Origin of the sequence: Actinoplanes subtropicus, from assembly GCF_000721705.1 — a bacterium.
Classification (GTDB): domain Bacteria; phylum Actinomycetota; class Actinomycetes; order Mycobacteriales; family Micromonosporaceae; genus Actinoplanes; species Actinoplanes subtropicus.
Genome location: NZ_JOJL01000186.1, coordinates 1 through 256, shown reverse-complemented (window position 1 = coordinate 256; position 256 = coordinate 1). Strand labels below are relative to the sequence as shown.

Here is a 256-nt window from a genome sequence, read left to right as displayed (position 1 = left end):
GAGGAAGATGGGTAGTTGGATTTGGGTGTTGCCGGGGAGGTTGCCGGACAGGGTGACGGTGATCAGCCGGCTGGTGCCGGGTTTGGTGGTCTGGATGGATACCCCGTAGGTCGAGCGGGCGCCGGATGACATGTTGTAGGTGTTGGTCAGGTTGTTCACGGCGATGGTCTGTCCGGCGGTGATCCAGTTGTTGGGCACGCCGCGGCCGACGTAGATGGTTCCGGTCAGGGAGCGGGCGACGATTGATTCGAGGAGG

Annotated in this window: 1 protein-coding gene; it reads right to left on the bottom strand. The window is 62.5% G+C overall.

Going from position 1 to position 256, the window contains the following annotated elements:
• Nucleotides 1–256, bottom strand: a 256-nt coding sequence (locus tag IH26_RS61880) for a hypothetical protein (protein WP_034218356.1), incomplete at both ends; no start/stop codon positions are given.